The organism is Paenibacillus sp. V4I7, from assembly GCF_030817275.1.
Taxonomy (GTDB): Bacteria; Bacillota; Bacilli; order Paenibacillales; family NBRC-103111; genus Paenibacillus_E.
In genome coordinates this window covers 977,229-1,002,547 of record NZ_JAUSZD010000002.1, presented here as the reverse complement: position 1 = coordinate 1,002,547, position 25,319 = coordinate 977,229, and the positions used below count along the sequence as shown (strand labels likewise).

The 25,319-nt window shown below is 46.9% G+C and carries 26 protein-coding genes and 1 tRNA gene; 7 read left to right on the top strand and 20 right to left on the bottom strand.

The window, feature by feature from the left end:
• Positions 1 to 35 precede the first annotated feature (35 nt).
• Positions 36 to 317, bottom strand: coding sequence for a hypothetical protein (locus QFZ80_RS05825; RefSeq protein WP_307548094.1), 282 nt, complete (start codon positions 315 to 317; stop codon positions 36 to 38).
• Between the two features lie 166 nt (positions 318 to 483).
• On the opposite strand from QFZ80_RS05825, the gene QFZ80_RS05820 reads away from it, so the two are divergent.
• Positions 484 to 720 (top strand): hypothetical protein, encoded by a 237-nt coding sequence (locus QFZ80_RS05820; RefSeq protein ID WP_307548096.1) that lies wholly within the window; start codon positions 484 to 486, stop codon positions 718 to 720.
• Between the two features lie 83 nt (positions 721 to 803).
• Here QFZ80_RS05820 and QFZ80_RS05815 read toward each other — a convergent pair whose 3' ends face one another.
• Positions 804 to 1,457 (bottom strand): Bax inhibitor-1/YccA family protein, encoded by a 654-nt coding sequence (locus QFZ80_RS05815; RefSeq protein ID WP_307548097.1) that lies wholly within the window; start codon positions 1,455 to 1,457, stop codon positions 804 to 806.
• A 196-nt stretch (positions 1,458 to 1,653) separates the two neighbouring features.
• A tRNA-Leu gene (locus QFZ80_RS05810) sits at positions 1,654 to 1,737 on the bottom strand.
• Positions 1,738 to 1,888: 151 nt separating this feature from the next.
• Between QFZ80_RS05810 and QFZ80_RS05805 the strand changes: the two genes are divergently transcribed.
• Positions 1,889 to 2,068: a hypothetical protein gene (locus QFZ80_RS05805; RefSeq protein WP_307548098.1), complete on the top strand. Its 180-nt coding sequence runs from the start codon at positions 1,889 to 1,891 to the stop codon at positions 2,066 to 2,068.
• A 72-nt stretch (positions 2,069 to 2,140) separates the two neighbouring features.
• Here the strand turns inward: QFZ80_RS05805 and QFZ80_RS05800 are convergent, their stop codons facing one another.
• Positions 2,141 to 2,890 carry an adenosylcobinamide amidohydrolase gene (locus QFZ80_RS05800; RefSeq protein WP_307548100.1) on the bottom strand — a complete coding sequence of 250 codons (750 nt, stop codon included), beginning with the start codon at positions 2,888 to 2,890 and terminating at the stop codon, positions 2,141 to 2,143.
• Between the two features lie 10 nt (positions 2,891 to 2,900).
• Entirely contained in the window at positions 2,901 to 3,164 is a 264-nt protein-coding gene (locus tag QFZ80_RS05795) for a hypothetical protein (protein WP_307548102.1), read from the bottom strand.
• A gap of 152 nt (positions 3,165 to 3,316) precedes the next feature.
• Here QFZ80_RS05795 and QFZ80_RS05790 point away from each other — a divergent pair, with 152 nt between their 5' ends.
• A complete protein-coding gene (locus tag QFZ80_RS05790; RefSeq protein WP_047685913.1) occupies positions 3,317 to 3,634 on the top strand; it encodes a hypothetical protein in 318 nt (105 codons plus the stop codon).
• 96 nt (positions 3,635 to 3,730) lie between these two features.
• Here the strand turns inward: QFZ80_RS05790 and QFZ80_RS05785 are convergent, their stop codons facing one another.
• Positions 3,731 to 4,057, bottom strand: coding sequence for a hypothetical protein (locus tag QFZ80_RS05785; RefSeq protein ID WP_057306882.1), 327 nt, complete (start codon positions 4,055 to 4,057; stop codon positions 3,731 to 3,733).
• 80 nt (positions 4,058 to 4,137) lie between these two features.
• Entirely contained in the window at positions 4,138 to 4,707 is a 570-nt protein-coding gene (locus QFZ80_RS05780) for a xanthine phosphoribosyltransferase (RefSeq protein ID WP_057306883.1), read from the bottom strand.
• Positions 4,708 to 4,976: 269 nt separating this feature from the next.
• On the opposite strand from QFZ80_RS05780, the gene QFZ80_RS05775 reads away from it, so the two are divergent.
• Positions 4,977 to 5,693, top strand: a complete 717-nt coding sequence (locus QFZ80_RS05775) for a hypothetical protein (protein ID WP_307557708.1) — start codon at positions 4,977 to 4,979, stop codon at positions 5,691 to 5,693.
• A 279-nt stretch (positions 5,694 to 5,972) separates the two neighbouring features.
• On the opposite strand, the gene QFZ80_RS05770 is transcribed toward QFZ80_RS05775, so the two are convergent.
• On the bottom strand, positions 5,973 to 6,380 hold the full coding sequence (locus tag QFZ80_RS05770; protein ID WP_307557706.1) for a DedA family protein: 408 nt from the start codon (positions 6,378 to 6,380) through the stop codon (positions 5,973 to 5,975).
• A gap of 141 nt (positions 6,381 to 6,521) precedes the next feature.
• Between QFZ80_RS05770 and QFZ80_RS05765 the strand changes: the two genes are divergently transcribed.
• Positions 6,522 to 7,562: a YkvI family membrane protein gene (locus tag QFZ80_RS05765; protein ID WP_307548111.1), complete on the top strand. Its 1,041-nt coding sequence runs from the start codon at positions 6,522 to 6,524 to the stop codon at positions 7,560 to 7,562.
• Here QFZ80_RS05765 and QFZ80_RS05760 read toward each other — a convergent pair.
• From QFZ80_RS05760 to QFZ80_RS05740, 5 genes are read right to left on the bottom strand one after another with little or no spacing between them, the layout of a single operon-like run.
• Entirely contained in the window at positions 7,494 to 7,931 is a 438-nt protein-coding gene (locus QFZ80_RS05760; protein WP_307548113.1) for a hypothetical protein, read from the bottom strand. The genes QFZ80_RS05765 and QFZ80_RS05760 overlap by 69 nt on opposite strands.
• A 37-nt stretch (positions 7,932 to 7,968) precedes the next feature.
• Positions 7,969 to 8,247, bottom strand: a complete 279-nt coding sequence (locus tag QFZ80_RS05755) for a hypothetical protein (protein ID WP_307548114.1) — start codon at positions 8,245 to 8,247, stop codon at positions 7,969 to 7,971.
• Between the two features lie 26 nt (positions 8,248 to 8,273).
• Complete coding sequence (locus QFZ80_RS05750) at positions 8,274 to 11,501, bottom strand: AAA family ATPase (RefSeq protein WP_307557705.1); 3,228 nt, start codon at positions 11,499 to 11,501, stop codon at positions 8,274 to 8,276.
• Positions 11,498 to 12,775, bottom strand: a complete 1,278-nt coding sequence (locus QFZ80_RS05745) for a metallophosphoesterase family protein (RefSeq protein WP_307564038.1) — start codon at positions 12,773 to 12,775, stop codon at positions 11,498 to 11,500. The genes QFZ80_RS05750 and QFZ80_RS05745 overlap by 4 nt, the downstream gene beginning before the upstream one ends.
• A 19-nt stretch (positions 12,776 to 12,794) precedes the next feature.
• Positions 12,795 to 13,964: a glycosyltransferase family 4 protein gene (locus QFZ80_RS05740; RefSeq protein ID WP_307548116.1), complete on the bottom strand. Its 1,170-nt coding sequence runs from the start codon at positions 13,962 to 13,964 to the stop codon at positions 12,795 to 12,797.
• Between the two features lie 172 nt (positions 13,965 to 14,136).
• Here QFZ80_RS05740 and QFZ80_RS05735 point away from each other — a divergent pair, with 172 nt between their 5' ends.
• Positions 14,137 to 15,273: a GGDEF domain-containing protein gene (locus QFZ80_RS05735; RefSeq protein ID WP_307557703.1), complete on the top strand. Its 1,137-nt coding sequence runs from the start codon at positions 14,137 to 14,139 to the stop codon at positions 15,271 to 15,273.
• A gap of 63 nt (positions 15,274 to 15,336) precedes the next feature.
• Here the strand turns inward: QFZ80_RS05735 and QFZ80_RS05730 are convergent, their stop codons facing one another.
• Complete coding sequence (locus QFZ80_RS05730) at positions 15,337 to 15,690, bottom strand: DUF1304 domain-containing protein (RefSeq protein WP_307548118.1); 354 nt, start codon at positions 15,688 to 15,690, stop codon at positions 15,337 to 15,339.
• A 228-nt stretch (positions 15,691 to 15,918) separates the two neighbouring features.
• Between QFZ80_RS05730 and QFZ80_RS05725 the strand changes: the two genes are divergently transcribed.
• Positions 15,919 to 16,860 carry an aldo/keto reductase family protein gene (locus tag QFZ80_RS05725; protein WP_307548119.1) on the top strand — a complete coding sequence of 314 codons (942 nt, stop codon included), beginning with the start codon at positions 15,919 to 15,921 and terminating at the stop codon, positions 16,858 to 16,860.
• Between the two features lie 155 nt (positions 16,861 to 17,015).
• On the opposite strand, the gene QFZ80_RS05720 is transcribed toward QFZ80_RS05725, so the two are convergent.
• From QFZ80_RS05720 to QFZ80_RS05695, 6 genes are all read right to left on the bottom strand, one after another.
• Positions 17,016 to 17,312, bottom strand: coding sequence for a DUF6509 family protein (locus tag QFZ80_RS05720; protein WP_307440635.1), 297 nt, complete (start codon positions 17,310 to 17,312; stop codon positions 17,016 to 17,018).
• 83 nt (positions 17,313 to 17,395) lie between these two features.
• Positions 17,396 to 17,647 (bottom strand): transporter suffix domain-containing protein, encoded by a 252-nt coding sequence (locus QFZ80_RS05715; RefSeq protein WP_307548120.1) that lies wholly within the window; start codon positions 17,645 to 17,647, stop codon positions 17,396 to 17,398.
• Positions 17,648 to 17,790: 143 nt separating this feature from the next.
• Positions 17,791 to 20,079 (bottom strand): chondroitinase-B domain-containing protein, encoded by a 2,289-nt coding sequence (locus tag QFZ80_RS05710; protein ID WP_307557701.1) that lies wholly within the window; start codon positions 20,077 to 20,079, stop codon positions 17,791 to 17,793.
• 263 nt (positions 20,080 to 20,342) lie between these two features.
• Entirely contained in the window at positions 20,343 to 21,464 is a 1,122-nt protein-coding gene (locus QFZ80_RS05705) for an alginate lyase family protein (RefSeq protein ID WP_307548122.1), read from the bottom strand.
• 107 nt (positions 21,465 to 21,571) lie between these two features.
• Positions 21,572 to 22,681 (bottom strand): glycoside hydrolase family 88 protein, encoded by a 1,110-nt coding sequence (locus QFZ80_RS05700; protein ID WP_307555657.1) that lies wholly within the window; start codon positions 22,679 to 22,681, stop codon positions 21,572 to 21,574.
• 70 nt (positions 22,682 to 22,751) lie between these two features.
• The gene (locus QFZ80_RS05695) at positions 22,752 to 25,262 is read right to left on the bottom strand and encodes a glycoside hydrolase family 2 TIM barrel-domain containing protein (RefSeq protein ID WP_307557699.1); all 2,511 of its coding nucleotides are present in this window, start codon (positions 25,260 to 25,262) and stop codon (positions 22,752 to 22,754) included.
• Positions 25,263 to 25,319 lie beyond the last annotated feature (57 nt).

Here is a 25,319-nt window from a genome sequence, read left to right as displayed (position 1 = left end):
GCTTAAACTTGCAAAAGACAGGTGGATATAGGGGATTAACCGATTTTGCCGCCACTCTCTACAATAATTTTGTCTGCAAAAGATTTAATCGTGCTGCAACCGAGCAGCATCGGTTTATTGTCACACTGCAATAACAAGGTATGAGCGTTTGTATCCCACGCATATTGGAATCCGACATTCATACCAACCACTGTAATCATGAACTTGCCTTGCGCTGCATTAGGAATCGTAAAGCCCTGCTTTCTGCCGACTTGTTGTAAGGCTTTGAATACCGAAGACGAAATCCCTCTATACGTCCATGTGCTGCAAGCCGCCATAGGTCATCTCCTCTCTCCCCTTATAGGATCATTAAATTGTATGAACAGAGAAAGCAAATCGTGCTTGTTTCTTTAAAATCCACTGATCATAGCGTAGTCTTACACTTCTATTCGCGTTATCCAAGCATATACTAGAGCAAGTAGAGAGAGAGAGGTGTTGGCTTGGATGTGGAAACAGATGCTGCTAACAGAGCAGCTAGAGATTCAAATGGACGAATCTAATCATCTACTCGAGGTGAGATTGAGCAGAACCGAGCAGGAGGAAACAGCCATCGTTCGATTGAACCATGCTGAACTCATCCAAATCCTGCATACCCTGCTCGAAATTAATCGAAGCTTCCGCGGAGATATCTCCTATTTTCATTCCGTTCAAGTTCAGGTCAAGCATAGCTCGATCTCCTAAGATAGCTTTCAAGCAAAAAGCACCTTCGATTCCCACCCTACGGTGAGAGACGAAAGTGCTTTTTGGTTTCTCTGACGGTCTGTTTAATCCCTGTTTAACCCAACAATTGAGGCTAGAAACTTCAAGATATACAAGAAGAGATTAATGAAATCGAGATAAATATTTAATGCCGCGAGCGGTACTTCTTCTACGGATACACCGTTTCGGTATTGAGCCACATCATAGAGAACCCAACCACTGAAAATCAAGATGCCGATCATCGACCATACGAGGTTCATCGCCGAACCAAAATTAACGAACATACCGACCACACTCATGAGCACGAGCCCAATCGTTCCTGCAAACAAGAAGCCGCCTAGAAAGCTGAAATCGCGCTTCGAACGATGAGCATAGAAGGCAAGTCCGCCGAATATTGCTGCAGTCGCGAAGAATGCGCCCGATACAACATTTGCCCCCAGCTTACTGCCATACGCCATTATGATCGGGTAGAGGGTAACCCCTGAAATCGCAGTAAATGCATAAAGAAAGCCGTATCCGATATGCTTGCCGCGAACCCGAATGATGATCGCTGCCACCAGCATGACTACCTCAGCAATGATGAAAAGCATTATCATCGATGGCGGAACGACAATTGCACCGATCAATGTCCCTAGGAAGGAAACCAACAGGGAAATTGCAAACGTTTGAAGCACATGAGCAAAACTACCAGAATGCGTAACCGTAATCGTTCTATCCATGAAACATCAGCCCCTTTGTAATGATGTACAATCTATACTATGTATTATACCTAGTTTTCATGAAAGTCGCTATACACCTATGCGTTCATAGCATTAGGCTCAATACCAAATCCCAAATTTATGGAAAAAGACGAACATGGTTTCATAAAAAGAAAACAACCCCTTCAGATGTATCTGAAAGGGTTGTTACTTGGTATGCGATCAAGAGGACTCGAACCTCCACGGGGGTAAGCCCACACGGACCTGAACCGTGCGCGTCTGCCAATTCCGCCATGATCGCGTATACAGCTGCTCTATGAACGAAGTAGTCATAATAGCTGCGACAAAACTTAATATAACACGGGAAATGAGAGCTAGTCAACGATACTTTTACAATTCGTGAATAATTCCTCCCTTCACTCCTAACCCTATTCGCAAAGGAGGAATGACCTATGAATGAGGAAGAAATCAACGCCTTGGAACCAAAATATACAGGCAATCAAAGAGATCTTACAGAAGGTGAAGCAGAAGCCATTGTGCATGATCCTAACTACAAAAGTGAAGATGAGGATGAGTCTGGACTAGGCACGATTGCAACCGCAGCTGCGTTCGGAGTTTTCCGTAGAACTTAACTAACCAAGCTTGAATCCTTCAAGCAAATGCGAGAGCCAACCAAATGGATCATGCCCTACTATCCACATGGATCAGTAGGGCGTTTTTTCGTACAGTTGACCGGAATGCATGGTGGCTTCGTATACCGTTCTTCCGATTAAGTAACCCAGCGCAGTCGCTGTACCTGCGTAACGATAGGTCTGGCCGCGGCAAGTTGCAGCAATAAGTACGGCATCGGTTGTCGTTCCTGTCGCTGGCTGGCCCTCAACGAGGATACCTAATGCTTGAAGAGCCGCAGCTTTGGCCTCAGTTGCTGTAATGACCGCATTAACCATGGCCGCGTCGGTTAAGCAACCGTTGATAACGACAATCGTGTTAATTGTTCCAGGGTAAAGGGAAGCGGCAGGAAGTTCAGCTCCAGCTCTCGCCTTATTCCCTAGCCCCACCGTAACCCACGAGCAAACATGGAGGGGCTCCTGCTCTGGCTCCATCGCAAGTTTCTGACTGAATTCGCTGATATCACCGTCTATGCCAGATTCCCAGGTAAAGCTGCTGTAGCCAACGTCCTTTACCTTCGCCGCGGTCAGCATACCCGCTGTTTCTTGGGGATTCAAACCCTCACATTGGATGAATTCGCCCATCTCACGAAGCGGATCAGCCTCATTATACAGCTTGTCCACTTGCCGATTCATCATCACCTTATGTGTGCCGAATCCACCGCCCCAAGGCGAAGAATTCAGTGTTCGCATTGGATTTTCGCTGCAAATTTGCAAGTACGTACCTTGGTGAGAACTTATCAACTCCATGCGAATACCAGAGATAGGAACCTCCATTGATCCCATCCATGCATCCTTATTCGTCATCAGAAACACTATCTGGTTCGATGGGATCCTGCGGAAGCATGAATTCAGGAGGTCTTTCGTCCTCGTATGGTTGATAGATATAATGGCGTGCGAGCTTGACTACTTTGCGGTTTTTCTTGCGGATTAACACGCTCTCATCATCCCAAGCAACTACAATTCCACGTACATCATTCGTTGGGTTGACGTCCCGAATAACACGCAATAATGTGCTATCAACTCTATATTGATCAAGCTGTTCTTCCGATATCATCATCTTACCTCCAATATTTCATATGTACTACTTTAGCATACACCAATTCGCATTTAGTTCAAACTTTACATAAAACCGCTTTACTGAGGTTAACTTAACTAATGACGAAACAATGCTAACGCAAATCGCAAACTTACTCCATGGGAGGCTCTATAGTGGATAAAAAAACGTACTACATTAACGTTGGCACGGGGGAAGTTTTGGAAGACAAAGGAGCACTTAATTTTGAATTCGAGATCTCGGCAACCGAGGAAGAAATTGATAAGCTTCAAGAGCTTTTTGAGGAAACCGATAACTCCTCTCAAGGCAGCTACGCAACTTCTTGGCTTCCTTGGAAAGTTTATTACTCCAATGAGGCCAATCAGGAATACGATTATTATTTAACGGAAGTGTATCGAACCCTGCATAAGCTCGGGTCCGAACAAACGAAAAGGCATATTGAAAGCATGAACATTCTAGAAAATGGAGTCTGAGTTTAAACCAAGAAAACAATTCCATTTTAAACCACAGAAAAAGGCCAACGAATCCTCTTCGGATCCATCGGCCTCTTTCTTATATATGGGCATTAATTAGCTAACATGTTCCTTCGAATCATTCGTTTCGTACCAGAAATCAAGGACTTTGCTAGACATTACGCGCTTCTGAATATACTCCACTTGTGCGGCAGAGAAATGTTGTTCCCACTCGATTGTCAGTTCTGTGCAGAGCTTTACGATCGTTAACAACTCGGACCATGCTACATATCGTTTGTACCAGAAAAATTGAGGGTGTTCGATCATATACGGATACAGATCATCAAACTCTGTATGCTTACAATCTAGCGCACGTTCAAAATGTGTTTTGGCTTCCCCAAGCTTTGTCATAAAATATTCAATGGAACCATTTTCGATACCCATAGATGTCAGCCTCCTCTCATACCATGTATTCATTATAAAGGATAAATCGGTTTGAGGGAAGTCATGAGCAAATTGTAAAATCAGTTAAAAGTGATTTGCCCATTCGCCAGTGAGGAAATACGCGCTAGGGATTCCACACGAATTCCACGCTCTCGAATCGAGCTTCCACCAGCTTGGAATGATTTTTCTACCGCAATACCGACACCAACAAGCTCAGCTTCCGCTTTTTCAATGATGCGAATTAATCCTCGTGCTGCGTCTCCGTTAGCGATAAAATCATCGATCAGCAGAACTCGCTCGCCTTTATGAAGCAAATGAGAGGATACCATAATGTCCGTTACAATCCCTTTGGTAAAAGAAGGCACACGTTCACTATATGTATCTTGATCCATGGTCAACGTCTTCTTCCGCCGTGCAAATATCATGGGAACCTCAAGATGTAAAGCTGTCGTATAGGCAATCGGAATACCGGACGATTCTACGGTAAGCACCTTGTCAGGCTTCGTTTCTCTAAACAATCTTGCAAATTCTTTGCCCATCTCCATGATGAGTACAGGATCAACCTGATGATTAAGTATGGCATCCAGCTTTAGCACTTGATCCGATACGACTACACCGACCTCTAAGATCCGCTGTTTCAACAATTCCATGATTTCTAGCCCCCTAAACCTTTCTATTATGAGTAAGTTACCATATTGATGAAGTAGGTTTCAAGTCCCAATTTGTGAATATCCCTTTTTGAAGTGAAACTTTTACTCTTCATAAGGTGTCTATATGTATATAGGGTTCAGCATTTTGAAATTTGTCTACAATTGCTCACATTTAGGTAACTTGATGCATTGAAATAGAACCAGAAAACAGTATGATTAGTAATGTTGCATTTTTCACTCCAATTATTCGGCAGAAAGGATAGATGACGATGAACAACCTGCTTAGACCTATCATACTTGGCTTTATGCCAGTAGCAATTGCTTCATTACTGTTAGCTGGGTGCCAAGAGTCATCTGCTCCTTCCGGACAGCCTACTATAGATCCAACTAACCATGTACAAAATAGCCCGATTCCAGTTAGCACACCCCCAGCGATTGTAGTAGCAACTGCGACAGCAGCACCTTCACCATCACCGGAAGAATCGGCCAAGCACGAGGCACAAGTCGCAGGCACGTCCAAAACGGATTTAACAGACATCCCGCAACTATCTGCAAGTGCGAAGCCAACGGCCAAGCCGAATATTAAAGCAGAGGATGCGTATCAACAGGAGAAACCAACGTTAATGGGCTTAAAGCTCGGAACGAGTAAGGACGTTGTGCTCGAACGTTTTGGGAAGGCGAAGAAACAATTCGTTATGGATGCAGATGAAGACGCCATTCAAGTTTATGACTTCACGGATTTCTCCGTAGGCTTCAATAAGAAAGATGTACTTGAATTCGTTGACGTACATTCCACAGAGATTGATCCTGGACTTCGCGGATTGCGCCTCGGTCAGAAAGTCCAAGACGCTATCGCAATTCTAGGCAAACCGGACACCAACTCAACCTATGTTCTCTCCTACAAGTCGCAAGGCACATTGCTCAAGCTCGACATTGATCCGAATGAGAGTACCATCCAATCGATTAAGCTTTTCGCTAACCATTAATTTGCTAAGAATACGGAATAAGACCATGAATGCTCCTCTTATAGGATGACACTCATGGTCTTATTTCATGTGTATGGGAATCAGGCTGCTTTCCGTCTCCGGAATCGGAAGTAAATGACCGTTCCAACAATAGCTATAACTGCTATAGTCAATATGCTTATTCCCATGTATTTATGTATTAAATGGAATAAACCCTCCAAGTTACTGCCAATAAAATGCCCTAATGTTAAAAAGGTTGTACACCACAGCAGCGCGCCTGTACCCGCAAAGAACAAATACTTATAAAACTTGACTCCGCTTACGCCTGACAAATAACAGGTGAAATGACGAACCCCCGGCACGAAATACCCAAAGAAAAACGGTCCAGAGCCCATACTTCTTGAACCAACCCTCGGCCCGTTCAATCCGTTTCGGTGTTAGTTTGAACCATTTGCCATACCGGTAAAGAAAGGGTTTACCCACACGATGACCGATTAAATAACTAACAACCATCCCTGTCATCGTGCCTGCATAAATCACAATTAACGTTGTTCCAAAATCAAATGGCCCTCCAAGTGCCGTTAAAGAACCTACAAAAGCCATAAGGGTTTCATCTGGTACAGGTACCCCAATGATTCCGGCAGATAGCAAAAGGTATAAAGCAATATATCCATAATGACTTATGAAATCATATAGCAATTCCTTCACAAAAAACTCACTCCCGCATTGTACTTCGTCTTATTCATACCCATTTTAGCAGAAACGACAGCTTGCCCCAAGTTCCAGTCATGCGCATGGGATCACGAACATACCTTGTACTATATCAAACGAAAGAAAGCGGGGCAATCTATGCGAACAGGTTCACAGATCGTCCGTGTTGCCTTTACCTACATTGGAACGGTTGTTGGAGCAGGGTTCGCTTCTGGACAGGAAATCCTGCAATTTTTCACACGTTACGGCTGGCTAGCCACATTGACGATTGCTTTATCCAGCATACTTTTCATCTGGATTGGTATTAAACTCATGCTGATGGCTCATGATCTGAAGGCCTCATCTTATGAGGATTTGAATCGAGCCATTTTTGGCAAAAGAATCGGTAACGCCATTAGCTTGTTTATGATGGTCGTCCTATTTGGAATTACAACCGTCATGCTAGCCGGGGGCGGAACGGTATTTGAGGAACAGCTGCACCTCTCATACCAAACAGGACTCTTCGTGACATTGGTACTCGCCTATTTCGTATTGTCACGCGGAATTGGCGCTATTATGACAGTGAATTCAATCGTAGTTCCCATCATGCTGCTCTTCAGCCTGGTCATCGTCGTTTATACGTGGCATTCGCCATCTTCAGGGAACTGGTTGCGCATTACAAGCGATGATCCATTAGAAAAAATATGGTTCGCACCTTTCCTCTATACCGCCTTTAACTTAGCGATGGCCCAAGCCGTGCTCGTCCCCATGGGAGCATCCATTCGCAATCGATCCGTTCTTTACTGGGGCGGACTGCTTGGCGGTGCAGGCATTGGTCTGCTTCTGTTATCTGCACATTATGCACTCTCTGCACAAATGCCAGGTATCGCACAATTCGAAATCCCAATGGGAAATATTATTACCCGACTAGGGTCCGTACCGCAAGTTGCTTATCTGCTCGTCATATACGGTGAGATTTTCACGACCTTTATTGCTGACGCCTACGGCTTGTCCCAGCAGCTTCAGCAGCGTGTAAAACTAAACCCAAAGGTTATTCTGATCAGTATCCTAGGGTTAAGCTATCTGATAAGTCAAATTGGTTTCAAAATACTGCTTTCCGCTTTGTATCCCTTATTTGGCTTTATCAGTGTGATCTGGCTCGTTCTGATGATCTGGCGGAACCGTAACCGTGCGATGTAAAGCACCTGTCTGAATAAAACCAAGAACGATAACCAAACGTACAAACAACAGAAGCATGCCCATAGCAGAAATAATGATTCCTGTGAGCAAGTAGGAGAAATGGAAATTGGCAATTATCGTTTGATCTCGCCAAACAGCAAATAACTCGGCTATCAATAGTAAAAGACCGGTGATAAATAATAAGATGACTGCGTAATCAATGACCGTCCATTTTGAAAAGTATTTTACGGCAATTTCCACCTGACCCTCTGGTTTTGGGGCTGCCGCCTGCTGCTTCCACAGCTGATGAACCATCCAAGCTGTATATATGGCAACCCCGGTTACAAAAAGGCCCAGCAGGCCACCAATAATGGCTAATAACATGTTCATAAAGCTGATCCCCCCTTCATTCAATCCTTACTTGCCGCTAGCCATGACGCAACGCATAAATGAGAACAAGCGTTAATAGGAAACAGAAGACGGGAAGCGAATAAAGGATAGGGAGAAGCAGCCAACTTGGAAGACTCATGGCCGGAAGCCAAAACAGCTGCAGACGCTTTTCTCCAACATGACCCTCATCTTCCACGGATGATTTGACCGCTAAAGCTTCCGTTGCGCCTTCATTCCATTCGATCTTCCCCTTCTTCCATCCGACCTGATAGGTGATTTCCCGATGCTCTTTCTTCTTATCGTTTCCAGACTCCATTTCCAATTCCTCCATTACTAACGCTTCTACAAACGAATAAAGCGATTTCCGGGAATAACTCTTGCTGCCGCATCTCGCACGTGAGCGTGGCAGGTAAAGAGCAGCACTTGATGCCTGCTGCTTAAATCTGCAAGAACACGCAAACAGCTCTCCATCCGTTCCTCATCGAAATTAACGAGAATATCGTCCATCACCAGCGGTAAAATAGCTTTGCCAGCATACTCCTGGGCGAGTGAAAAGCGCATGGATAAGTAGAGCTGCTCCGCCGTTCCTCTACTAAGCTGACTCGTATCAAGCGACTCTCCATTCGCTCGTATTGCGACTAGACGCTGCTCTCCGAATGGCGCTTTGACATGGGTGAAGGCCCCGTTCGTCATCTTCGCAAAGTAATCCGATGCTCGCAGAAGTACGCCAGGCTGCCGTTCATGCTCGTAAACATCGCGGGCCTTCTTCATCAGCAATGAAGCGAAGGAAGCTACGGCATATTGATCTACTTGCTGTCGAATGGTAGCTCGATATGCTTCAGCTTGGAGAAGATGATCTGCATGTTCCGATCCTTGCTCCAGCTTCTCAATTTGTCCCGCTAGCTTACCAACAACCTCTCGAAGTTCATTCGTTTCGTTAACGGTTTCGGATAATCGGTTTTGAAGGGAAGCCATTTGAAGTGCGATATCCTCTTCTCCATGGGTTTCCAAAAGCTCGGTGTAGCTGGCAAGCAATGAGCGGCTAAGTAACGTTTCGAGCGAGGATTCCAGCAATGTTTGTTCTTCCGTCAGTTTCCTGCGTTCTTCCTGCTCTCTCTGATGAATACGCAGTACTTCACCATCACATGCAGAGGCTTCCTGTAAAAGTTGGTCCAACCGGGCTTGTATACGCTGCTCGTTTGTCTGTAGAAGCTGCAGCTCTTGCTCAGTTTCCGAATAAAGCTGCTCGCCATGCTTCTTCTCCGCAAGCAGCTTCACCTGTTCTTGCTCCTGTTCTTTCCAGCGTTTGAGAGCGAATACGGATTCTTGACGTACCGCTAGTGAAAGCCGAAGGAGTGAACCGACTGTTTGATCGAAGTGATCCATGCTTGATACTAATGTCTCTAGCTTGGACTCCAGCTTATGAAGTTGACGAAGACTTTCCTGCCCCTGCTCAATCGTCTGGATGGTTTCCAGCAGGGCATCTGCCGATAACTGCGTACTTAGTCCAAGCGATTGCAGCCAATGACTCCAATCCGATTGGAACTGATCAGACTCCAACACAAGCTCCGCGAGGTAACCATTTCGCTGATCTTCTTGCTGCCGAAGCGATTGCAGCATCTCCTTCGTATCCTGCAGCCTCTCTAGTTTACGAAGCAGCTCGTTGTGTTGTTGTTTATTTTGCTCAGCTTCACGCATCCATGCATCCAATTGAGGCTGGAGTACCTCAAGAGGCATGGATACGGAATGGCTCAATGAATTAGCAGCTGATGCTGCCGCAGCTTCAACATATCCTGTTTGCTGCTGTGCAAAAGGTTGGATTTGTTCTTGCAGGCGGCGCTCCAGCATGCGAAGTTCCTCACTCAGACTTTCATCCCTGACTGAGGATGAAGTCATCGCTCGGGAAGAGCGATTCTCTTTCACCTCACGATCAGAAACAAGCATAAAGAGTGCAGCACCAGCAAAAAAAAGAAAGGCACACAGAGCTGCCACCCAATTGCCCTGCCATAACAGCAATAGTGGTGCCAAGACAGCCAATAAGCTGGTAAATACAACGATGCGTTGACGTAATCTCCGTGAGGCCGTTTTGCCAGCTTTCGCCGCGTCCTCTAAATTAAGCTGGAACTGATTCTCCACAGCATCGCGTTCTTTTTGGTGTGCTATATCCCTCACAAGCAGCTGCCAGCGCGAATAGTCTCTCGCTATGTTATGCAAGGTTGTGGATGGATCTGCTCCTCCCCAACCGGGAGAGGCTGAACCATCTGTTCTTACCCCGCTTTTATGTAACTCGGATTCCAAGCTCCTTACCGTGTCTTGGACGCGTTTGACCTGCTGCTGCACACTCTCCAGCTCTGTTCTGACGCGCAGTTCACTCTCCTGGCACTTGTGAAACCGTCCCTTGTAAGTTCGTACCTGTTCACGCAGGGAAATTGTTACCGAGAACGAGGCTAAATCTGTCTCCTCCCAGTGTACATCTATTTGTTTAAGCAGCCTGTCTACCTGCGCGCGTTGGTGCTCCTGCTCCACGCGCATTTGATCTACGCTGCGTTTATTTTCTTCATATGTGGCTGCTTGCTCAAGACAATGATTCAGCTCGATCTGATGCTCGAGCAGATCAGGCACAAGCTCTATGGCGCGCAGCTGGCTCATCAGGCTCTGCTGCCTAAGCAAGAGCCGAGCGCGCTCCGCATGGATGCGCTCCAGCTCTGCCTCGAGCGCATCAAGCCTCGCCGACGCATGCTCGGGGAAGCCCGCCAGCGCAGGCAGCGCCGCAAGCTCCTGGCCGATCTGACGCAAGCGGATCCATCCGCTTCGCGCCTTGCCGGCCAGGCCAAGCTTGTGCAGCTCCGCGCGCAGCGACTCCTGCTGCCCCTCCAGGGCAGCAATGCGCTCCTCCGCGGAGCGGCGCTCCACTTGCAGCCGATCGTAGTCGGCTGCTGGGTCCCGGCTGCGGCGCAGCGACTGCTCCAGACCCTCAAGCTCCTTCAGGAGACGGTTCATCTCCTGATTGCGCCCGCGGGGTCTGTACAGGCCGTCGGCCTGCGCCGTCAGCTTGCGCTCGGCCTCCATGATGGCCGAGCCGCTCACACCAAGCCCAGCGCTATACAGATAGCCGCTGAGCTCGTCGGTCTGCAGGGTGCGCAGCTCCTGCAGCTCGGTTAAACCGAAAGCGAACAAGCTGCGGAAGAGGTCGGCCGATAGGCCGCCCAGCAGCGTGTTCAGCAGGTCTTCGCCCCCGGTGGTGCCATCACCGAGGGTGACCTTGACGAGCCCCGCAGAGGCTCGTCTGCCGCCTGCGGCAGGTGCGTCGTAACGCTCGACGCGAATGAGCTGACCCTGCTCATCGAGCAGGGTTAGCGCACCACCATGGGCGCCGCCGCCAAGCGGCTCATATCGTTCCAACCGGCTCTGACGAGTCGGAAAGCCGAACAGCACCGCGCGGACGAAGCCCATGAGCGTGCTCTTGCCCGCTTCGTTGGCGCCATAGAAAAGCACCAGCTGGCTATCGGTGTCAAGCTGCCGTTCGCGCAGGCTGCCGAAACCTTGAACCTGCATGGATACGATTCTCATCCATGTCCCCCCCCATCCGCGGACAACAGGTCCGCGGCTAATTCTTGTGCGGCGCGCAGCCACTCGCGCAGCCGTTCAGGCTCCGCCGCAGCCGGATCACCGGCTGCTTGCGGCAAGCTTTGCAGCGCGGCCAGCGCCTCGCTTGCAAATAAAGCAAGCGCTTCGTCGTCGACTTGCAGCGCAGCCGAATACCGCAGGAGATCGCCAAGGAAGCTCTTCTCCTGCAGTAAGGCCTCGAGGTCGAGCTCACTAGCCGTTCGGTCCTCGATCGACTCCACCCAGACGAAGCGGCTCCGCTCTGCTTCCTCCTCACGCAGTTCGGCGGTCAGCTCCTGCAGAGCCCGACCTTTGCGCAGCAAGCCATGCACCGCGCTGCGGCCTTCCAGAACAAGACGGACGACAGCATCTCTGCCTTCCGCCTCTGCCCGAATCCGCTCGAGCTGCTCCCCTAGCCGGTCTTTCAAATCCTGTTCTGTCTGTAAGCCTGCCACAGACAGCCGTTCTAGGAACCAACGAACCTGATCCAACGCATGAAAGGTTAGCTCAGCTCGTCCATCCTCAGACATATCGACGATGTAACACCCACGTGGTCCTGTTTCCCGAATACTTCGGCCCTGCAAGTTCCCTGGGTAAACAATCGCTGGCTGCTGATGAAGCACATTCCTTGTATGTACATGTCCTAACGCCCAGTAGTTCATACCCGCTTCAAGCAAATCCTGCTTGCTGCAAGGGGCATAATTGTCATGACCGGGATCACCGTCAACATTCGTATGCAAAAGGCCGATCTGACATACCTTTTCTTGGCCTACTCTGAATTTGACAGCTAAATTATCCGTTACCGCCGAGCTTCGATAGGAAATGCCATGAATCTGGGCAATGACGCCGCGCTGCGGCTTTTCCACGCTAATCGTCTCCACTTGGTCGCACGCAAAAAAATGGACTGCTGCCGGCCAATCCAGTTTCGCGGCACGTCCATCCTCCGGGTCATGATTTCCATGAATAATATAAGTAGGGATTCCCTGTTCAGCTAATTGCTCCAGTGCTTTCTGGAAACGAATTTGAGCGCGCAAGGAACGATCGGATAAATCATAAACATCCCCACTAATGAGTACAAAATCTACCTGCTCTCGTATCGCTAAGGCCACAAGTTCCTTGAGCGCTTCAAACGTCGATTCTCGGATTCGCTCTCGAACCCGTTCAGGCAGCGCCGACATGCCTTTGAACGGACTGTCCAGATGCAGATCGGCGGCATGCATAAACCGCAGTCGTTTCATCACTCTAACGCCTTCCTATTCAGCTTTTTTCACTATCCGCACTATCATCATCATTTGGTTGTACAGCGACCTGATAACTTTCATACACACTTTTCAGCTGCCGCAGCACTCGGTTCAATGAGTAGGTTTTCTTCGCCTTCTCCCAGGCAGTTCGTGCCAAATTGTAGCGGAAAGTAGGATCAATGACGACTTTTTCCAAAGCATGGCTAAGCGCCATCGCATCACCTACCGGCACAAGTAAGCCGTTATGTCCATGTTCGATTTGCTCAGCAATCCCGCCGACATCAGTTCCGATTAGTGCTAACCAGCACAGTGCTGCCTCCGCAAATACAGAGCCGAATGCCTCCGCGCGCGATGGCAGTACGAATACATCAAAGAAAGGCATAAACTCTTCAGGATGCAGCATATAGCCATAGAAAATCGTTTCATCGTAAATATTATGCTGAATCGCCAGCTTCTCAAGTTCTTCTCGGCTGGGGCCATCACCTATAATATGTAAAACGAAGGGATGACCGCGTTTTTTCAGCTCTCCGCAAGCAATCAGCAGCGTATCGAGCCCTTTAGCAGGCACTAAGCGGCAAACGGTTATGAACTGTGTAACTGGATTTTCATGTGAAATCGGACGAAAACGCTTTTCGTCAAAACCATTTGGAATAACGCCAATCCGCTCACTATCCTGCACATACTCCGCCATATATTGCTTGAACGAGTTAGAAACCGTGATCATCTGATCGACTCTCGCTTCAAGCTCCCCGTAAATTTGAGTCAGGAATTGGTGCTCCACGCCATTCTCCTGAATGCGTCCGTTCAAAATAAGCTCTCTTTCAAAACTAGAGTGAATGGTTAAGATGACGGGTGTTTCCGGATAAATCTGCTTCATGGCAAGCGCAGCAATCGGATGATGGGCATGGATGATATCATACTTCTTGGAAATTCTCAGCTTCGTCCACCAAACATAATCCTTGTAAGTCTGAATGTATTTATCAACGATCGGGTTTCCGGCATACTTCCGCCAATCAAAAGTGACAAACTCCACTTCCTCAGTACCCTTGCCACGAATTCGCTTAGGTAGCGAAAATAATTCCATTTCCCAGCCTTTTTTATTAAAACGGTCCAATATATAGGGAACCATGGATGACACCCCACCCGGCTGTTCCGGGGGGAAAAACAATGCTTGCAAGATGTTCATTGCATGAGCCCCTCTCCCAAATCCTTGAGCTTACCTTCTTATTGTAACTTGTGTGCGCCGAATAGAAAAGAGAACACCTTCGAGCCTTTACAATCGTTTCTATCCCTCTCTCGCATTTTCCTTTATAATAGAGTCATTACATGTCGAAAAAGAGGGGATTTTGGAGGAAAGTATGAACGTTGTTGATCTGCTTTTCGGTGATTTAGCTTCATTATTATCGAATGCCATTATCGTTGTCATTGTTGCCCTTATGTTCGTGATCTCGCTTCGATTATTTCTAGACCGTCGCAAAAAAGGCTACAGGTCAATGACCATTTCACTAGTTTTTGTAGGCATTCATTACCTTCTCCAGTTATATTTCACACTTAGCAACATGGATACAAGTTTAACTGCGTACATGCTGCTAATGCTTAAAATAATATCCTTCCTACTTATTAATATGGGGATCTATCAATTATACAATCGTACGAATCGTAAACAGTACATATTCTTCTATGGCTTAATGATTATGGGGTTTGTCGTTTCTATCCTTCATTTCAGTGTGCCAAATATGTATACCGGCACGCATGAGCAAGTTAGATTGCTTCAGGATATTGGTCTCGAACTCTATGTATTTGTACTGATCTTTCTTTGTTTCTACACGATCCCACCGTACATCGGCCAACAAGTCAAATATCAAATGGCACTGACGGTTTACTTTTTCATTCAATCTGTCCACCTTGTAAATGCCTATATGTATGGGAACGTTCAGCCTTTGTTATCTATTGCAGCCAATGTCTTACCGATTATTTATTATTTTTTATTGTTTATGCTGCTGTTTGAACGTGTTGTAGAGCTTATGCAGGCCATTTATAATTCATCCATAACAGACGGGCTTACACGTCTATATAATCGCAAATTTTTCTATAACCGTGTTGCCCAATATGTTGGAAGGCATTTGCCTGTGTACATTTTGTTTAGCGACATTGATAATTTCAAGAAGTTAAATGATACCCAAGGTCATCAGATGGGGGACGATGTGCTCAAGCAGGTTGCCCTGATTATGAAAGAAGAAGCCGAAGAATGCGGCATTGCCGGCCGATACGGTGGCGAAGAGATGGTCGTCATGGTGACAGATCCTAGTGTCAAAATGGATGCCTTTGCAGAACGCGTTCGCAGTCGAATCGAGAAGGAAACGATTGTTACCGCAAGTATCGGCTACAGCAAGTATAAGAATGGCCTAAGCGCCGAGGAACTCATAAAGCAAGCGGATGAAGCTATGTATCGGGCAAAAACAAGCGGCAAAAATAAGGTAGTGAAGTATGCCTAATAAATAAGGGAAGTCCCAAGTATCTCTAGGGACTTCCCTTATTTATTGCGATAAAACCTTACTTTATGTAAGTACAAAAAGAAGAGCGATAACAGCGGGCAACCCCTGTACCAGTAAAATTGACTTCTTGGCTGTTGCCCCGCCATACAAGGCAGCAATAATGACACAGATTAAGAAGAAGATCTCAATGGAACGACCCATGGATGCATCAGGATGAACGAGCCCCCAAACAAGACCAGCCGCAAGAAATCCATTGTATAAACCTTGATTAGCAGCAAGTGATTTGGTTTCCTGGGCTTGTTCCTTCGTCATGCCGAAGGCTTTCAATCCACGAGGTGTCGTCCATAAAAACATTTCCAAAATTAGAATGTAGATATGCTCTATGGCTACGATGCCAACAAATAGGGACGCTAACATGAATACCTCCTCCTTTCACAGTCATTTTACGTTAAAAGACGATGCTTGGCTACACAGCAGATTGCCTTAATCTCACTTCATTTCCCAGTCACGTATGTACTTACCTTGAAGTAAGCGTCGCACCTCCAGGTAACTTAATCACCTATTTGTCAGTTCTTACATAAACCGCGGAAAATCTTTATACTATAGATAGCTCTTATCCCACAGTGCACTAGGAGGTTAACAATCATGCAATATCGCAAACTCGGTAACAGCGGTCTCAAAGTCAGTGAAATCAGTCTTGGGAGTTGGCTCACATACGGCGGTTATGTCGGGGAAGATCCTGCTGTTCGTTCTATTGAACAAGCTTATGATTTGGGTGTTAATTTCTTTGATACAGCTAACGTATATGAACGTGGTGAAGCAGAAAAAGTGATGGGCAAAGCACTCGCCTCCTATCCACGGGAATCCTATGTTCTAGCTACAAAAGTTTTTAATACGATGGGCGATGGTCCTAATGATCGTGGTTTATCTCGCAAGCATATTAAAGAGCAGGCCGAAGCCAGTCTACGTCGACTGAATGCGGATTACATCGATATTTACTATTGTCACCGTTACGACCCTGAAACTCCGCTTGAAGAAACTTTGCGTGCCTTGGACGATTTAGTCACACAAGGCAAGGTGCTCTACATCGGTGTCAGTGAATGGACGCCTGCTCAGATTGTTGAAGCTTATGCAATCGCAGACAAGCTGTTACTGGATAAGCTCATTGTCAATCAACCGATCTACAACCTTTTCAATCGTTACATCGAAAAAGAAATTATCCCACTTGGCGAGGCTAAGGGATTCGGTCAGGTTGTTTTCTCGCCGCTTGCACAGGGGCTTCTTACAGGCAAATATCGTGCAGGACAACCCATCGCAGCCGATAGCCGAGCAAGCAGCAAGAATTGGAGCGATAAGCAATTAAACGAAGCTTCATTGAATAAAGTGGCACAATTATCTGGAATCGCCGATGAGCTTGGCATCAAGGTTTCTCAGCTGGCAATTGCTTGGATTCTCAGACAAAACAATGTAGCAAGTGCCCTCGTTGGCGCTAGCCGACCAGAGCAAGTCGTTGAAAATTGTGCAGCTAGCGGCATCCGCTTGACGGAAGATGTGCTACAAAAGGTGGAAGAAATCCTTAAAGGATAAGAAGTACGCCTGAATAGTTTGATGAAAATCCCTTATACGTGAGGGGTTTTTCTTTTTATGTTCGGATGCTACTTTGGAAACAATGAGCCCTAAAGAGAAGGGGATGAAAAAAAAACCATCCAGGATGCACGCATCTCGAATGGCTGTTTACTTACTTATTCATTTCCTTCATGAACGTGCTCTTTGCAAAACGCTTCTACGGCGGCAACCTCATCATCCTCTAGATCAAAATCCAAATAGAGTTGCGTCGTTTTCTCGTATAGCTCATACTTCATAATCCCTGACTTTTCCTCTTCCACGCTATAGATCGCTCTAATATATAATCCACTTTCGGAGTAAAGCTCATCATCTTCCTCAACTTCAATATCAATGAGAAATTCATATCGCTGCCCCGTCAATATACCAAATGGATCTTTCACCAATTCCACGGTGTAACTTGTCATTGTAAACATTGGACCACCCCTTTTTCATCTGCAGGTTATAGTATACCTGATAATAAGAAAATAACTAAACTTTCCTGGAAGTATCTTTTCTTTTATTCTCCATCGTCACTCGACTTTTTCTGTTTTCGTGACCAGTTTTTAGGATTTAAGTACTGTCTATATTTTCTTGCCACTTCTTTACCTAGAATGATGCCGCCTGTCCAGAACGCAATCTCGCTAACAATAAGAAGACCAGCAATCCAACCAGCCATCCCTCTTCCGGTATGAACGAAGAATGGAATCGTTAAAGCCGACAATAGAGCAAGCCCTGAGACGATCAGCAGCGCAATACCCAGTTTTTTCAAATAAACAACCCCCTACTTTCAACTCCTACCCTTCAACTCTACTTGCCTTGTCACACATTATCAAGTTTTATGGAAAAAAGACCGCACAGCCTAAGCTGTTGCGATCTTTTAAAAGACATCTCAGTAAACTATCTACTCATTACTTATGGCGCATTCGGTCCTACCTCTGATGCCACCAACGGATGTTTCCCAAATGACGTGCTTGAAGACCGTTCATCTGCTCCAATATCCGGAGTGGAACGTGCTTCCCCATCCATATCCTCTGTCACATAAGTGTAGATTCCCAGTGCAGCGTTTATCGCCGGACTGCTAGAGGACAATTTTTGCAACCCGTTTACAGTTGTAAGCAACGGATTTGTTCCCCAGATTTGGGCAGCCGTCCTTGAACTATTATTGCTTACTGTACTGCCAAACCCAATATTCCCTTCGAATATGGTGTTGGTCGTCACAACTTCATCATACAGGGTACCGGTGGAATTTCTCACGATATTATTAGCCACTTTGCTGTCCTGAGTAGGATATGTTTTACTGGAACCAACAACAATTCCCGTCGTGCTGTTAACAATCGTATTGTTGACGACTTGCGCTCGGTAAATTTTCCACTGCGCTCTCAAGTCATCAGCCGTTGGATTCGTGGGATACCCGCCCGTACCTCCATCATAATTACCATTGTCAAGAATAATGACGTTAGCAGTAAGATCCTCCATGTAATTGTTGTATATCTTATGGTCGTTTCCATAAATACGGATTCCTGCTTGTTCTGTTTCTACACCATCGCCAAGGAAAAAGTTTCCGTAAAATGAGTTGTTATGACCATGTCTTGAGGTGAGTCCGCCTTTAGAAGTCTTAAAGGTATTGTATCGAACCGTGTTATTACTGCTTTTCACAGAAACGATTTCGGGTTCGCCATCGCAGTTCTCAAACAGATTATACTGGATGGTATTAAACCCATTGGACAATGAGATTCCCGATAATCCAAGGCGTATCGTTTCTTTGCCATTAGCAACCCATGGACCCACATCATGAAAGTAATTATATTCGATGACGTCATACTGAGAGATGTTCCCGTTACCATCGCCTTGATAGGCAATTAGAGGATCCGTGTCGCTCTTGGGACCGAAGTCATTATGGTCGATTCGATTATGATGACTATTGACTCCGCTAACCTGAAGCCAGATTAGGGTACCTCCAGTTGCTTGTAGTGCGAATTGATTTCGAGTCACTCGAATGTTATTGGATCCATCTAAGAGAAGGGCTGTATTTCCAGCGTTTGTAAATTTAAGCCCCTCGATAACGACATTGGACGAGTTTTGAATTTGGAGAGAAGCTCCGCCAGAAATAATCGCTTGCCCTGGGTTAGCGGCCTTGATCGTGATAGGGCTGCCTGCTGTGCCGTTTTTGTTGCTCAAGACGAAAGGGCCTGTTTGTGTGTAAGTCCCATTCGCAAGTACGATCGTGGTACCGGCACTTGCACTGCTTAAGGCCGAAGTTAACTCCCCTGATGTGGATACAGGAACACCTGGAATAACAGGAGCAACACCATAGATTTCTACCTCATTATAACTGTTCCATGCGTTGACGGAGTTTCCATGTCCAACAATACGCACATAACGGACTGGCGTTACATCAGGGAAGTCAAAAGTCTGTAAGCTTGTATTCAAACTGCTGGTCACGTTAGACTGAACCGTTGTAAAATTCACGTTATCGGTGGAAGTTTGAATATCAAAACTGGAAGTTCTTGTATCCCCGCTTAAAAATGCCATCTTAATGAAGGCGACCTTGACACTCGAACCCAAATCGTACTTGATCCATTGCCCATTGCCGTTAGCAGACCAGCGTGTGGTTAAGCTTCCATCCACCGTATTAGCAGGCACATTCCCATCATCCGCGCTAGCGGTCACGGAAGACCCGGGGACGGAGAACTTTGTGTCTACGGAAGCGCTTGCAGAAGTATCCCCGTAAATTTCTACCTCGGTATAGCTGTTCCAAGTGTTTACGGAGTTTCCATGTCCAACAATCCGTACATAACGGACGGGGTCTACATCCGGAAAATCAAAAACCTGCAGGCTTGTATTCAAACTGCTTGTCACGTTGGCATGAACCGTCGTAAAAGTAACATTATCCGTAGACACTTGAATATCAAAATTCGATGTTCTCGTATCCCCGTTTAGGAAAGCGATTTTAATGAAAGACACTTTTTTAACGGAGCCCAAATCGTACTTGATCCATTGCCCGTCACCACTTGCAGACCAGCGGGTCGTTAAGTTTCCATCCACCGTATTGGCAGGTACGTTCCCGTCATCCGCACTCGCAGTCACGCCAGAAGCCGCGACCGACAATTTAGCATCCGCCGCAAAACCTGAAAAAGGGATCATGGCAAGAAACAAACTAACCAATAACATAACAATGCCTGCTTTTTTTCCTTTTCCCATTCATACATCTCCCTTGATTTCATTTTCTCATCAACTAATCCTTTTTAACCTTTAACGCTCCTTTCATTGTTGTCGAGTGCGCACTCTCCCTCAATTTTATATAAATCATGGAGATATTAAATCTTCATAATCGTAAATTCATCTTTAAAATCGAAACTCCACACCCTCATTACCTAATCTGGATATTCAAATATGGATGTAAACGTAAAAAAGGGAGTGTCCTCAGTTACCAGACATCCCTTCGCGGCCTTGCCCCCACATTCTTACAACCAAAGAAGCGGCTGTCGGATGGCCATATTTCGACGCACCTCTGAACTCGTCGGGCTTTTATCCAGCTCGTGCCACAGCTTCAGCAAATCATCAGATTCGTAAGCAAGCCCAGCGAATAATAGAAATGATATCCCGACAGGCCACTCTTCAAAGCACTCCACATCATGTCTGTAAGGCCATGCAGCTTTATTCATCAAAAACGGCGTCAGAAAATCGATTCCCTTCCGGATTCCCCTTCCATCGGGTAATTGATAATCCCATAGGTTATCGTTCGGAGTCGATAGGATATGGCAGAGAGTGACCAGATTATCCAATGCGAAGATGGAATAGGCGTAAGGCTTAGTTCGTGCCAACTCCCTAGGCAAGCTGCCGTTCTGATCCATTTGTTCAGCCAGCAGACGGGTCTTGAACTGTTCCTTGCAAAAGATAAGCATTTGTTGATTTCCGGTCATCCGTCCAAATGCCGCTGCTTGCACGAACCAGCAGATTCCATGATTATTGGACTCGTCCCTTTCCTCAATACCTTGAGGGTGCGTGCTCATCCAATTCAAGTAACTGGAGAACCAATCCATCAGGCCCAACCTTGACGATTCCTCCACACTTAATGCCCTTTGCAAAGCTTCTACGGCAACCGTAACATCTATGAAGTGGAGCGTATCGATAATCCCGATTCCCCTCCCCTCGCTTACACCAGGAATCGCTTGAGCATACAGCAAATGCGGATTCATTCGGGTCTGTTTATCCAAGAAAAACCCCTTCAAAAGCTGTATCGCTTTTGCTGCATATCGTTCATCCTCAGTGATCCGATAGGCCGAAGCCAACCTGGCCACATGCGACCTCATAAGCCGCAGTGTGCTCCGGTGATGATCGAAATTGCCAGGATTACTTTCACCATCGCGGCGAATATACGGCAGTCCGTCCTTCGTATCCGGATTCGGCCACCAGTAGTCTCCATTCGAATAATAATCATGCATGCCTCCAGGACTTCCATGAGCAATATGATCTGTTATATGTATCATCGGGGCGTGAAGCGACTCCTCCGCATCATGAAGAATTCTGTCCATATCAAAGTAATCTTTCCATAGTTCCTGGTTTAACTTTAAGATCCCAATCATGAGTTCCTCCCTGCGAGCTGCTATCCTTCTACGTGTAACACATGTAAAAGTAATTGACCTGTACCTGCTAATTCCATCATGAAATCAGCAGGTCACAGGCCTGTTTTCTAGAAAATTCGATTTTTCCAGCCTAGCAGCTTTGCAATGGCCTCAACGTAATAATAGTCTCCATAGATCAAGGAAACATCAATGTTCTGCCCAGCGGGTAAATTGCCCGTTCCGCCAAGCAGGATTGCCTCATGCTCCGGTTGATCCCATGTCGCATAGTTCTGGGTCAAGGAAAGCAGGATCCGTTCAGCTGCCCGTCGATAAAGTGCGCCCTCTACGGATGGAAGTGCATCAGCCAGTTCAAGCAGACCAGACGCAGCGCAGGTTGCTGCGGATGTATCGCGCGGGAGGCCCTCCAATGATTCATCTGCACGGAAATCCCAATGCGCAACATAGTCCTCAGGCAAGCAAGCTAGAAAATAATGCGCTACGCGTCTAGCCGCATGGAGATATTTGGCATCACCTGTGTAACGGTAAGTGTTGGCCATACCATGCAGCGCCCATGCTTGCCCACGGCTCCAGGAAGATTGAGGTCCTGCACCCTGCCCGCCAAGAGATTCGATGAGCTCACCTGACTTAGGGTCGAAGCTAAGAATGTGATTCACAGATCCGTCTTCTCGGATAAAGTGTTCCACCACCGTATCTGCATGCGCCTTGCCTACATGCTCAAACCGTGGATCAGCAGACTCTTGTGCGGCCCAAAACAAAAGAGACAAGTTCATAGACGAATCTACGATAGACCAACCGATTTTCTCTTGATTCCAAGCTCTCAGAAACTGACCAGCCAGATTGAAGCGTCCAGTCAAGAAGTTTGCCGCAAACAATCCACGGCGCTTACCGTCTTGATCGCCTGTCAGCTTGTATTTGATGATTGCCGTCGGCAGGAATTGAAAGCCTACATCATGATGATAGTTATTAGTCTCGATCATCTTCTTTTCAAACTTCTCGTCCCAGCTCCAAGCCGCTTTTTTGTAATGCTCCTTGCCGGTCATCTCGTGCATAATCCATAGGATGCCTGGCCAAAAGCCGGATGTCCACCAATCGTGCCGCATGTCATCGTAGATACCATCTGCCTTAGCCACATGCGGAGATTTATCCCCAAGCTGTTCGATCATTCTATCTACTTTAACCTGCAGCGCCTCCCATACGAGGGGCAGTGCTTCCTTCATGCTTGCCGCGTTCTTCCACTTGTCAGCTTGAATCGTTGTCTTGTTCTCCATTCGATTCACTCCCTTGGTTTTATTGTAAAGTGATAAAAGCAGTAGCCATGCCTTCACACTTCGCGCTAACGACCGAAGTCGGCAGTTGAGCTACCTTGCCTGCTTTGACAGCAGCCATGGCTGGCCCGCCCGCAGATATGAACGCAGTCTCACCGATGGCAGCCGCACTTCCACCCTGCGGATCGATATAAATCCCCGCACGTCCAGTTGCCAGCTGTACAAGCCGCGAGCCATGGATCGTGCCAAGACCATCAAGCAGCTTGCCATCGCCGCTAAGACCGAAACGAATGAAATGAGAAGCATCCGGGCAAAAAACACCCTTCTCGTCAAACATACGCGCTTCCACATAGATACGACCATCATCCTGCTTTACTGACGTAAGCTGAAGCTCTGTCGGCTCCCCCCATGTCTCTGTCTGGTAATTGAAGGTCAGCTCATCTTTCACGATGATGCCTTCCTTCTCAGCGATAACCTGCACATGGTTCACGCCAGGCTTGAAGGCCGTGTTCCAACGTAGACCCGCACAAGGAAAGTCATTGGAATCTCGCAGTTTTAAGCCTAAACTAACCCCATTAAGGAAAAGCTCCGCCTTAGAGCAATTGGAATAAACCTTTAGGTACTTCTGCTCATCCTCATCACCCCAACGAACTGGCATCGTGTGACCGTAGATGCGCACCATAGGTTCCTTAGACCAATAGGATTGGAAGACATAAAATGCTTCCTTCTTCGTCAAATCACGTTCAACGATTCCCTTCATATTCAAATACGGAATCGGTGAATCCGGACGAACTGGTGTGGCGAAATCCTTGAAGGACCATTGTGCCGCGCCTGTCAGCCAATCCATCCCCTCTTGGCATTTTAAATACCAATCGATCATTTCACAGAAGTAGGTCTCCGACCAATCACCGTCCCGAGAGACTCGCGTTTCGCCACCAGTAAGTAAATAATCCCCATCTCGCTCTTCCGTAGCTCCGTTTCCACGAGGGATATACTCGAAACCCGTGTAAGTTTTCTCTACATGCCGAGTTGGCAAATTATCTGCCCCCCATTCCATATGGAAAAAGGAGTCTACCTGTTCAAAGGCCATCCTGGAGCTTTTCTCGTAGTCGGTGTATATACCTCGATACCACCCAGCCCAAATCGAAGGCGAGTAGACATCAATAATATCTTTGCAAAACTCACATCGCCGTATTGCGGTCAGACGCCCCGCATCCAACTGGTGTGACAGGTCATGAAGCTCTTTCATAAAGCCACGGATTTCTTCTTGGTCAAAATAATCAAAATCGCATTCCCAATCATTTTCATTGCCAAGCCCCCAAAGAATCACGGATGGATGATTGTAATGCTGAGAGATCATCGCGCTTAGCATGTCGCGACATTGCTGCCGGTAAGCTTCGCCCCCTAATCCTCCACGACACCAAGGAATTTCCTCCCAAACCAATATACCGAGCTCATCGCAAAGATTCAGTACAATCCTCGATTGCTGGTAATGCCCGAGTCGAATAAAGTTAGCGCCCATGCGCTTAATCAATTGCATTTCTTCACGAATCATCTCTTCTGTCATTGCAGGCCCAACACCAGCATGATCCTCATGTCGATGTGTACCGCGAAGCAATAACCGCTCACCATTCAGCTTGAAAGGACCTTGCTTCATGAACTCAAAGAAACGAACCCCGAATTTCTCGTTAACCGTAGTCTCTCCATGGACACTCGAAAGTGTCACATTACAACCATACAAGACAGGTTGATCCGTCGACCAGAGCTGAGGGGTATCAAGCTCGAATACCGTTAACTCCTTTTCCCCTTCCCACGGCATGAAGCTCACGTTTGAAACCGCTATCACACGGCCCGTTGGGTCTGTTAATTGGATCGTCAATTGCAGGTTTTCGTTCAAGCCCTTCGGATTATATAACGCAGCACGAACTTTCACTGTACTGGAGGATATCGAATCCGAACCGGAATCCATCGACTTTTGCAGGGCTTGTGTGTCTGTCTCGATATGTACTTTCTCCAGCGATATTGCTGGCACATAGACCAAATTCAGATAGCGATACACACCGCCATATAGGTGGAAATCACTAGCATCTGATGGAATCGTCTCAAGCTCACGGCTGTTATCGCACATGACGGCTACGGAGACTTTACCCACATAGCGTTCAATTTCCCGCGCTCGTGCAGCTGCTTCCGTCATATCAACCGTGAATTCATCATACCCCCCAAGGTGCTCGCCCACCTGCTCGGTATAAACAAATACGCTAGAACGCTGTCCAGCTCCTTCGAAGTGCAAGAGCGTTCGCCCGTTCGGATACGGATTGTTCACCTCCAGCTTTGTGCGATACCAGCCCTGACCTTGATAGTACTTACTGTCAGGGTCCATCGTGTCCAAAGCATTGTAAGAATGCGGTAGCTCGACTTGCTGCCATGGGACATTATAGTGATTTTGGAGCTTATCGCCCCGCCATACCTCCCACACGCCTCCTAGACTCCCACAGTAATGCTCCCAATTCTGAATCAACCGTTGACCAAGCAATGTCTATCACTCCCACCGAAATTCTTGCCCTCAGTATAGCAAAAATCAATCGAACAG

What these genes read in the sequence shown, in the direction of transcription:
- QFZ80_RS05730 (WP_307548118.1), bottom strand. Translation starts at nt 15,690, where the DNA reads ATGTTAGCGTCCCTATTTGTTGGCATCGTAGCCATAGAGCATATCTAC.
- QFZ80_RS05765 (WP_307548111.1), top strand. Translation starts at nt 6,522, where the DNA reads ATGCGAACAGGTTCACAGATCGTCCGTGTTGCCTTTACCTACATTGGA.
- QFZ80_RS05795 (WP_307548102.1), bottom strand. Translation starts at nt 3,164, where the DNA reads ATGATGATATCGGAAGAACAGCTTGATCAATATAGAGTTGATAGCACA.
- QFZ80_RS05750 (WP_307557705.1), bottom strand. Translation starts at nt 11,501, where the DNA reads ATGAGAATCGTATCCATGCAGGTTCAAGGTTTCGGCAGCCTGCGCGAA.
- QFZ80_RS05705 (WP_307548122.1), bottom strand. Translation starts at nt 21,464, where the DNA reads ATGATTGGGATCTTAAAGTTAAACCAGGAACTATGGAAAGATTACTTT.
- QFZ80_RS05735 (WP_307557703.1), top strand. Translation starts at nt 14,137, where the DNA reads ATGAACGTTGTTGATCTGCTTTTCGGTGATTTAGCTTCATTATTATCG.
- QFZ80_RS05725 (WP_307548119.1), top strand. Translation starts at nt 15,919, where the DNA reads ATGCAATATCGCAAACTCGGTAACAGCGGTCTCAAAGTCAGTGAAATC.
- QFZ80_RS05825 (WP_307548094.1), bottom strand. Translation starts at nt 317, where the DNA reads ATGGCGGCTTGCAGCACATGGACGTATAGAGGGATTTCGTCTTCGGTA.
- QFZ80_RS05800 (WP_307548100.1), bottom strand. Translation starts at nt 2,890, where the DNA reads ATGGGATCAATGGAGGTTCCTATCTCTGGTATTCGCATGGAGTTGATA.
- QFZ80_RS05820 (WP_307548096.1), top strand. Translation starts at nt 484, where the DNA reads ATGTGGAAACAGATGCTGCTAACAGAGCAGCTAGAGATTCAAATGGAC.
- QFZ80_RS05775 (WP_307557708.1), top strand. Translation starts at nt 4,977, where the DNA reads ATGAACAACCTGCTTAGACCTATCATACTTGGCTTTATGCCAGTAGCA.
- QFZ80_RS05815 (WP_307548097.1), bottom strand. Translation starts at nt 1,457, where the DNA reads ATGGATAGAACGATTACGGTTACGCATTCTGGTAGTTTTGCTCATGTG.
- QFZ80_RS05760 (WP_307548113.1), bottom strand. Translation starts at nt 7,931, where the DNA reads ATGAACATGTTATTAGCCATTATTGGTGGCCTGCTGGGCCTTTTTGTA.
- QFZ80_RS05720 (WP_307440635.1), bottom strand. Translation starts at nt 17,312, where the DNA reads ATGTTTACAATGACAAGTTACACCGTGGAATTGGTGAAAGATCCATTT.
- QFZ80_RS05710 (WP_307557701.1), bottom strand. Translation starts at nt 20,079, where the DNA reads ATGGGAAAAGGAAAAAAAGCAGGCATTGTTATGTTATTGGTTAGTTTG.
- QFZ80_RS05700 (WP_307555657.1), bottom strand. Translation starts at nt 22,681, where the DNA reads ATGAAGGAAGCACTGCCCCTCGTATGGGAGGCGCTGCAGGTTAAAGTA.
- QFZ80_RS05785 (WP_057306882.1), bottom strand. Translation starts at nt 4,057, where the DNA reads ATGGGTATCGAAAATGGTTCCATTGAATATTTTATGACAAAGCTTGGG.
- QFZ80_RS05740 (WP_307548116.1), bottom strand. Translation starts at nt 13,964, where the DNA reads ATGAACATCTTGCAAGCATTGTTTTTCCCCCCGGAACAGCCGGGTGGG.
- QFZ80_RS05755 (WP_307548114.1), bottom strand. Translation starts at nt 8,247, where the DNA reads ATGGAGTCTGGAAACGATAAGAAGAAAGAGCATCGGGAAATCACCTAT.
- QFZ80_RS05805 (WP_307548098.1), top strand. Translation starts at nt 1,889, where the DNA reads ATGAATGAGGAAGAAATCAACGCCTTGGAACCAAAATATACAGGCAAT.
- QFZ80_RS05780 (WP_057306883.1), bottom strand. Translation starts at nt 4,707, where the DNA reads ATGGAATTGTTGAAACAGCGGATCTTAGAGGTCGGTGTAGTCGTATCG.
- QFZ80_RS05745 (WP_307564038.1), bottom strand. Translation starts at nt 12,775, where the DNA reads ATGAAACGACTGCGGTTTATGCATGCCGCCGATCTGCATCTGGACAGT.